The organism is Chthoniobacter sp. (genome assembly GCF_040003245.1).
Taxonomy (GTDB): domain Bacteria; phylum Verrucomicrobiota; class Verrucomicrobiia; order Chthoniobacterales; family Chthoniobacteraceae; genus Chthoniobacter.
On sequence record NZ_JBDUCX010000279.1, the window covers coordinates 1 to 8,165 of the forward strand.

Below are 8,165 nucleotides of genomic sequence, written 5' to 3' on the forward strand. Positions count from 1 at the left end.
TCATTTTCGCGGCGGCAAAGGCGGTGCCGCAATCGGCCGGGGCGCGGCCCGCACCGGCCCAATAGGCGAGCATGGCGTCGCCGATGAATTTGTCGATCGTGCCGCCGCTCTGCGCGACCAGGTTGCCGGTCTCGCGGAACCACGCGCCCAACATCTGCGCCATGTCCGCGCTGGGAATTTTTTCGGACATCGTGCTGAAGCCCCGGATGTCGCAGACCAGCAGCGCCACCGGGCGCGACTCGACCACGCTGTGGTCGGAAGACGACATCGTGCCGACCAGCGTCATGGCGTTATGTTCGCCCGAGCTCTCGTCGGCGTGCTCGGAGAAAATCATGATGTTGTCGGCAATCCGGATTTTCGCCCCGTCGGTCAGCGTCACCGGCATGACCACGCGCTGGTCATTGACGTAGGTCCCATTGCGGCTGCCGAGGTCGATGAGTTGGTATTGCCAGCCATTGTGGCAGCGGATGATGGCATGCTGCCGCGAGACCAGAGGACTGAAACTCAGGCAGACGGTATTCTCCCGGGTACGGCCAATCGTGGCCGTATTTCCGATGGGAACATCGAAGGCGTCGGCTTGGGCTGGTTGGATCGAAAGTTTGGCTCCCATGAGGGTTGGAACAGCAGTTTGCTGTTTGCACATTGCGGAAGGCCACGGAAAACTGCAACATTTGACAGCGTCTGCACAATAGGCGACGCGAAAAATATTTCATGTCTGATACCGCAGTCTTCGACCATTACGAAGTTTTGACCCGCGACGACGGCTCACTTTTTGAGCTGGGGCGGGGCGCCATGGGCATTACCTATAAGGCTTTTGACACGAGCCTGAGGATGCCGGTCGCGCTCAAGGTCATTAACGCGACTTATCTCAACAGCGAAGTCGCGCGGCAGCGTTTTGTCCGCGAGGCCCGCTCCGCCGCCCAGCTCCGCAACCGGCACGTCGCCTCGGTCTTTCACCTCGGCACCGAGGGAGACACGTGGTTTTACGCCATGGAGTTCATCGATGGCGAAACGCTCGATGCGCTGATCAAGCGCCAAGGGCCGCTCGCCCCGGTGCTCGCCCTCACCATCACCGCCCAGGTCGCCCGCGCGCTCAACGCCGCCGCGCAGCACAGTCTCGTGCACCGCGACATCAAGCCCGCGAACCTCATGCTCGTCAAAGAGGACGACGAGCTCGTCGCCAAGGTCATCGACTTCGGCCTTGCCAAGGCCTCGGTTGTTCCGGAAGGGGAAGACGCCGCCACGCTCAGCATGGGTGGTTTTGTCGGCACGCCGCATTTTGCCAGCCCGGAGCAGCTCGAGGAAAAGGAGCTCGATTCCCGGTCGGACATCTATTCCCTCGGGGTCACGCTCTGGTACATGCTCGCCGGGCAGGCGCCGTTCGCCGGCTCCATGGCCCAGGTCATGAGCCAGCATCTTTCGAAGCCGCCACCTTTCGAGAGGCTGGACAAGACGCCCCCGGCGGTGGCCGACGTCTTGCGCCTGATGCTGGCCAAGGATCCCGACGATCGCTACCAGACCCCGGCGGAATTGCGCCGGGGCATCGAGACGGCCATCGAAAAAATCACCAGCGCCGGTGGCGCCGCCCCGATGACGGCCGAAGCGGTCGAGCACTCGGAGGATTTCGCCACCCTGCTCGAAGACAGCACGGTGTCCTCTCCCTACGTGGGGAGCTTCGAAACGAATACGACCATCGCGAATCGCTATCGCGTGGCCCAGTCCTGCGGGGAGACCAATGCGGGCCGTGTTTTCCGCGCCTACGACACCCAGCGGAAGACGGAAGTGCGCCTCATCGTCCTGCATCCGGAGGCGCTCGGCGACACCATGGCGATGGGCGCACTCGAGCGGGAGGTCGACAAATTGGTCCCGGTGAAGCACCCGAATCTGCTCGGTGTTTTGGGCTTTGAAACCGTCGACCGCGGCAGCTTCCTCGTACTCGAATGGACCGAGGGCTTCTCCGTGCTCGAGCTGCTCAAGGCGCGGCGGGAACTCGGCGCCGATGAAGCGCTCAAGCTGCTCCAGCAGGCCGCCGCGGGGGCCGACGAGGCGCTCCGACTCGGGCTGAACAATCTCCAGTTCGGACTGCACCAGTTGCAGATTCATTTCCTGCAACTGGTGGAAAGGGAGACGCTCCTGCGCTCCCCGATCAGCACCTGGCCGGCCTTTGAACTGAAGCTCTATCCGCTCGGCGCGACCCGCGAATTCGGGGCCTCGCAAACGTGGGCCGGCGGCCAGACGATGGTCGGAGGCGGCGCAGAAAAGAAAGTGGCCGCCGACGCGGACGCCCGCCCGCAGTACGTGCAGGCGCTCGGCGCGGTGACGTACGAAGTGCTCGGCGGAACGCTCTCCCCGCTCGCTCTGCACGGTGGCGGCCCGGCCGCACGCTACACCCCGCTCTCCACCCTCTCCGAGGAGGGCAATGAAGTCCTGCGCCGGGCGCTGGATCCGGCCCGCTCTTTTCCCTCGGCCGGGGAATTTTATGCCGCCCTCTCGAAGCTCGATGGCTTGCAGGTCCGGCGTCACGAATCCAAGGCCCCCGGCTCCGCGGCGCCCGTCCAGAAATCGACTCCTCCTCCTGTCATCCCGTCGGTCGCCCCACTGGCTCCGCAATTACAAAAGAAGGCGCCGTTGATTTTGATCGGCGGTTTCGCCGCCGTGCTCATCGCCGGCGCGGGCTTGTTGTTTTTCCTTCATTCGCCCAAGCCGAAAACGAAAGACTCGACCGACCCCACGACGCAAAACCCGACTGACGATCCTTCCAAGACCGGCACCAACGGCCAGACCGGATTGATCGCCGCGGATAATCCGCCAGCCACTCCCGTCCCGAGCACTCCCCTGCCGGCGACGCCCGCTCCAGCCACCCCGCCTCCCGGCCCGACGCGGCAGGATTTGCTGAAATCCGCCGTCATCGCCGCGGAAGCACTCGAGGAAAAAGGCGACTGGTCCCAGTCGCTCGACGCGTGGCTGAAGATCACCAAGGACTATCCCGAATCCCCCGTGGGAAAGAATCACCTGGAAACGATGCTCAACCATCTGCGTGACCGGCCCAGCCCGATCACCTTCGAGGAGTTTCAAGGCATGCGTCCCCAAATCTTTGAATCGGCGCAAATGGAGATTCTTTCGGCCATGCTGCTCATCGGCGATAGCCTGCGGATCCCCGAGCCGAAGATCGCGGTCCAGTGGTTCAGCAAGGCGGCAGAGAAAGACGATTTAGTGGGCCTCGTGCAATATGGCCTGATGTTGAAAAAGGGCGAAGGCATGAATGTTCCGGAGCCGGAAAAAGCGGTCGCTTTGTTTCAAAAAGCCGCGGACAAGGGCGATCCGAGCGGCAAATTCGAACTCGGCGAGTGCTATCTCCACGGGACGGGCGTAACGGCCGACCCGGAAAAGGGGGCGGAACTGTTGCATCAAGCCGCCGATGCGGGCGATGCCCGGTCCATGGCTGAAATGGGTTTCTGCTACAGCCACGGTTTGGGCGTTCCCAAGGATTTCACCATTGCTGTGCAGTGGTTTAGCAAGGCCTCGGACAAGGGCAATCTCGATGGCACCGCCAACCTCGGCATTCTTTACATGAATGGTCAGGGCGTGGCCGCCAACCCGAAGAAGGCGGTGGAGCTCTTTGAAACCGGCGCCAAAGCCAGTAATCCCTTCAGCATGCAACTCTATGCCGCCGCCCTCGAGGAAGGTCGCGGGGTGGGCCGCAACATCCTCATGGCTACCTCTTGGTACCGCAAGGCGGCCAAAGCCGGCAACCGGGCGGCGATTGATTGGTGCAATCAGCACCAGGTGATCTACAAAAACTGACCCGTCCACGCACCGCCCGGCCCTGCGAATTTCTTTGCCAGTGGCCTGCCCTCTCTCTAACAATTGTCGAACTAGCGCTATGAATCCCCGCACGCTCAAAACCGTCGCACTCGCCACTTCCATCTCTCTGCTCGTCGCCGCTTGCGAAAACATGACACCCGGCGAAAACGCCGCCGTCTTCGGCAGCACTGCCGGCATCCTTGCCGGCGGCATTGCTCGCGCCGCCGGGGCCAGCACCGGGGAATCGATCGCCATCGGCGCCGCCACCGGCGCCGTCGTGGCTTTCACCGCCTACGTCATTGCCAAGCACCAGGCCACCGAACGCCAGCGCCGGATCGCCGAGCAACGCGCCCGGGTTTACTACGGACGCCTCGCTCCCGAGAAAAAAATGGCCCTGAAGAAAAAGAAGGTGCGCTACATCGCCGTGGACACCGAGAAAAACGAACAGACTTCGCCCAAGGCCAAAAAGTCCGTCATGATCTGGGACACCCAGTCTGAAACCGTGGTCGGCAACAACGTCTACGACGTGCAGAGCACGCCCTCCGTCGGTTCCACCGCCAAGTTTGAAACCTACTCCGCCGAATACGTCGGCACCGGCAGCTAGTCACCCGCGCAGTTCCTTCATCTCCGCCTTTACCTCCCTCCCATGAAACCATCCCCTCGTCTTATCGTTGCCGCCAGCATTGGTTGTGCGGTGCTCATCGCTCTGCCTCCGGCTTTCTCCATGGATATCATGGAGCGCATCGTCACCACGCAGACGCAATCCATCCGCCGCGAGGCCTCGGAATACCAGCGCAAGGTGGCGGAAGCCAATGCCCGCGCCTACATGGCAAAGCAGCTTCACGCCGTGCGCCACGACTCGACTGCCGGACCCACGTCCAAGCCTGGTAAGACCGGGAAGACCGGCAAGACGGCCAAGCAAGAAGACACACCGGAAGTGCGCGCCGCGAAGAAAAAGCTGCCCCGCTACATCGCTGTTGAGACGCCCAAGGACAAACGCAGCGTTCCCGGCACCAAGAAGGACGTGATGATCTGGGATACCCAGTCCGAAGCTCTCGTCGGCAACTACGTTTACGACGTCACGGAAACGCCGCGACTGGGCTCCACGTCCAAGTTCGAGACTTACTCCGCGCAATACGTCGGTAACGGCCAGTAGAGCACTCGGACGGTGGGCACGCAGGCGGCTCGCCACGTGTGCGAATTGTACGCTGCGCCGGGGTGTAGGGCGCGTGTCCCCACGCGCCGGGATGACGCTGCAATCCGGATTCTCACCCGGCGCGTGAGGACACGCGCCCTACACGTGAGATCGCCGCGCGAAATTCGTGATCGCTACCGCAGCGGAAAATCGTCCTCCGGCGGCGTCCCGTAAATTGGTCGCGGATTTTCATTCCCGACTCCGCGGCGGTTGAGTAAGAACCGTCCGTCGACTGTTTCGGCCGTGCTTTCCCGCCTTCGGAAGAACCGCCGGTAGACCCCTTTTGCTCAATGAATATCCACGAATACCAAGCTCGCGAACTCTTCGAAAAATTCGGCGTCGCCACCACGCGCGGCGCCGTCGCCTCCACGCCGGATGAAGCCGTCGCCGTGGCGCAGGGACTCGGCACGAAAGAGTTTGTCGTCAAGGCGCAGATCCACGCGGGCGGGCGCGGCAAAGGCACTTTCCAGAATGGCTTCAAGGGCGGCGTGCACATCACCGACTCCGTCGAAAAAGTGCGCGAACTCGCCGGCCAGATGCTCGGCCAGGTGCTCGTGACGCACCAGACCGGCCCCGAAGGCAAGCTGGTCAGCAAGGTGCTCATCGCGGAGCCCGCGACGATCGCCAAGGAACTTTACTTCGCCATCCTGCTCGATCGCGCCAGCGGCGCGCCGGTCATCATCGCCAGCACCGAAGGAGGTGTGGACATCGAGCATGTCGCCGAGCACACGCCGGAAAAAATCTTCCGCGAGCCGATTCACCCGACGCTCGGGTTGCAAGCGTTCCAGACGCGCAAGATCGCCAAGGCCCTCGGCCTCACCGGCAAGCAAATCACCGCGGCTTCGAAGCTCTTCAGCGCGATGTTCAAGCTCTTCCTCGCCCGCGATTGCTCACAGATCGAAGTGAACCCGCTGGTCATCACCAAGACTGGCGAACTCCTCGCGCTCGATGCCAAGTTCAACTTCGACGACAACGCGCTCTATCGTCAGCCCGAGATCCTCGCCCTGCGCGACAAGAGCGAGGAAGACCCGCGCGAAGTGGCCGCCAGTGAATTCAGCCTCAACTACATCGGTCTCGATGGAAACATCGCCTGCCTGGTCAACGGCGCCGGCCTGGCCATGGCCACGATGGACATCATCCAGCACGCGGGCGGCAAGCCGGCGAACTTCCTCGACGTCGGCGGCGGCGCCTCGAAGGACCAGGTGACCGCGGCCTTCAAGATCATCCTCAGCGATCCGAACGTGCAGGGTATCCTGGTCAACATTTTTGGCGGCATCATGGACTGCAACATCATCGCCACCGGCATCCTCGCCGCCGCGAAGGAAACCGCCCTGTCCATCCCGCTCGTCGTCCGCCTCGAGGGCAACAACGTCGAAGCCGGCAAAAAGACGCTCGCCGAAAGCGGCCTCGCCGTGATCAGCGCCAACGACCTGGACGACGCCGCGAAAAAGATCGTCGCCGCCGTTAAGAAAGCCGCCTGATTCCCGACCATGAAAATCGTCGAGATCGCTTTTTCCTCCTATGCCGTCACGGACATTCCGCGCGCCCGCGCCTTTTACGAGGGCCTGCTGGGGCTGAAAGTCACGTCGGAAACCAACATGGGCGGAGGCGGGCATTGGATCGAATATGATATCGGCGCCGGCACCCTCGGCATCGGCAAGACCGAGGGATGGAAGCCGAGCAGCGACGGCTGCTGCGTGGGGCTCGAGGTGGAAGACTTTGACGCCGCTATCGCCGAGCTGAAGGAGGCCAATGTGCCGTTCCGCTTCGACGCCATGGAGACCCCCGTCTGCCACATGGCGATTGTCCACGATCCCGATGGCAACCCGGTCATCATTCACAAACGCAAACCCGGTCACCACTAAGGCAACCCACCCATCAATGGGCGGCACCGCTTCGCACCGGTCCAAATGCTAAATGCTAATTCCTAAATCCTAATTGCCACATGGCCATTCTCGTTACTCCGCAAACCCGCCTCCTCGTCCAGGGCATCACCGGCGACTTCGGCTCCCGCCACGCCAAGCTCTCCCTCGAATACGGCACGCAGCTCGTCGCCGGCGTCACGCCCGGCAAGGGCGGCCAGACCTTCGAGCACAACGGTTTCAAGGTGCCGATCTTCGACACCGTCGGTGAAGCCGCCCAGGCCACCGGCGCGACGGTCAGCGCCATCTTCGTTCCGCCACCCTTCGCCGCGGACGCCATTCTGGAATGCGTCGATGCCGAGCTCGATCTCGCCGTCGCCATCACCGAGGGCATCCCGGTCGCCGACATGGTGAAAGTGAAAGCGTTCATGCAGGGCCGGAAGACGCGGCTCATCGGCCCGAATTGCCCCGGCATCGTCACCCCCGGCACCGGCGATAAATCCCACGGCGGCTGCCGCATCGGCATCGCGCCCGGCTACATTCACAAGAAGGGCAACGTCGGCGTCGTCTCGCGCAGCGGCACGCTGACTTACGAGGCCGTGTGGCAGCTCACCTCGCGCGGCTTTGGGCAAAGCACCTGCGTCGGCATCGGCGGCGATCCGGTCAATGGCACGAACCACACCGACGTGCTGAAAATGTTCAACGACGACCCCGAGACCGAGGCCATCATCATGATCGGCGAAATCGGCGGCACGGCCGAAGAAGAGGCCGCCGCCTGGGCGAAGGAGCATTGCCGTAAGCCAATCGCCGCCTTCATCGCGGGCGCGACTGCGCCTCCGGGCCGCCGGATGGGCCACGCTGGCGCGATCGTTAGCGGGGGCAAGGGCACGGCCGCCGCGAAGATCGCCGCCCTGGAAGACGCCGGCATCGCCGTTTCGCCGACCCCGGCCGGAATGGCCGACACGTTGATCGCCCGCCTCAAAGGCTGACGCTTCCCGCCAACGGCGCAGCCATTCGCCAAAAACAATTCAATTCGCCAAGCGAGCATGTAAGGTGCCGCGACCCCAATTTCCGAAAACCTCCACGAAAAAACGTTATGCCTGTCACCGCCAAAGGACTCGAAGGAATCATCGCCAACTCCACCGCAATTAGCGACGTGCGGGGCGCGGAAGGCGTCCTGATCTACGCCGGTTACGACATCAATGAGCTCGCCGGAAAGGTCACTTACGAGGAGATCGTCCACCTGCTCTGGCAAGGTCACCTGCCGAACCGCGCCGAGCTCACCGCTCTGGAGCACAATCTTC

At 62.8% G+C, this 8,165-nt stretch carries 8 protein-coding genes; 7 read left to right on the top strand and 1 reads right to left on the bottom strand.

What is annotated here, in order from left to right; genetic code table 11:
- On the bottom strand, window positions 1-610 hold a 610-nt coding region (locus ABJF10_RS26715; protein ID WP_348547678.1), incomplete at its 3' end, for an adenylate/guanylate cyclase domain-containing protein.
- A 101-nt stretch (window positions 611-711) separates the two neighbouring features.
- Here ABJF10_RS26715 and ABJF10_RS26720 point away from each other — a divergent pair.
- The 7 genes from ABJF10_RS26720 to ABJF10_RS26750 all read left to right on the top strand — a co-directional run.
- Window positions 712-3,804: a protein kinase gene (locus ABJF10_RS26720; protein ID WP_348547679.1), complete on the top strand. Its 3,093-nt coding sequence runs from the start codon at window positions 712-714 to the stop codon at window positions 3,802-3,804.
- A gap of 79 nt (window positions 3,805-3,883) precedes the next feature.
- Entirely contained in the window at window positions 3,884-4,408 is a 525-nt protein-coding gene (locus ABJF10_RS26725) for a hypothetical protein (RefSeq protein WP_348547680.1), read from the top strand.
- A 42-nt stretch (window positions 4,409-4,450) separates the two neighbouring features.
- A complete protein-coding gene (locus ABJF10_RS26730; protein WP_348547681.1) occupies window positions 4,451-4,960 on the top strand; it encodes a hypothetical protein in 510 nt (169 codons plus the stop codon).
- A 329-nt stretch (window positions 4,961-5,289) separates the two neighbouring features.
- Entirely contained in the window at window positions 5,290-6,480 is a 1,191-nt protein-coding gene (sucC, locus tag ABJF10_RS26735) for an ADP-forming succinate--CoA ligase subunit beta (protein ID WP_348547682.1), read from the top strand.
- Window positions 6,481-6,489: 9 nt separating this feature from the next.
- The gene (locus ABJF10_RS26740) at window positions 6,490-6,864 is read left to right on the top strand and encodes a VOC family protein (RefSeq protein ID WP_348547683.1); all 375 of its coding nucleotides are present in this window, start codon (window positions 6,490-6,492) and stop codon (window positions 6,862-6,864) included.
- 80 nt (window positions 6,865-6,944) lie between these two features.
- On the top strand, window positions 6,945-7,850 hold the full coding sequence (gene sucD, locus ABJF10_RS26745) for a succinate--CoA ligase subunit alpha (protein ID WP_348547684.1): 906 nt from the start codon (window positions 6,945-6,947) through the stop codon (window positions 7,848-7,850).
- Between the two features lie 107 nt (window positions 7,851-7,957).
- Window positions 7,958-8,165 (top strand): citrate/2-methylcitrate synthase (locus ABJF10_RS26750; RefSeq protein WP_348547685.1); only part of this gene is annotated, 208 nt, incomplete at its 3' end.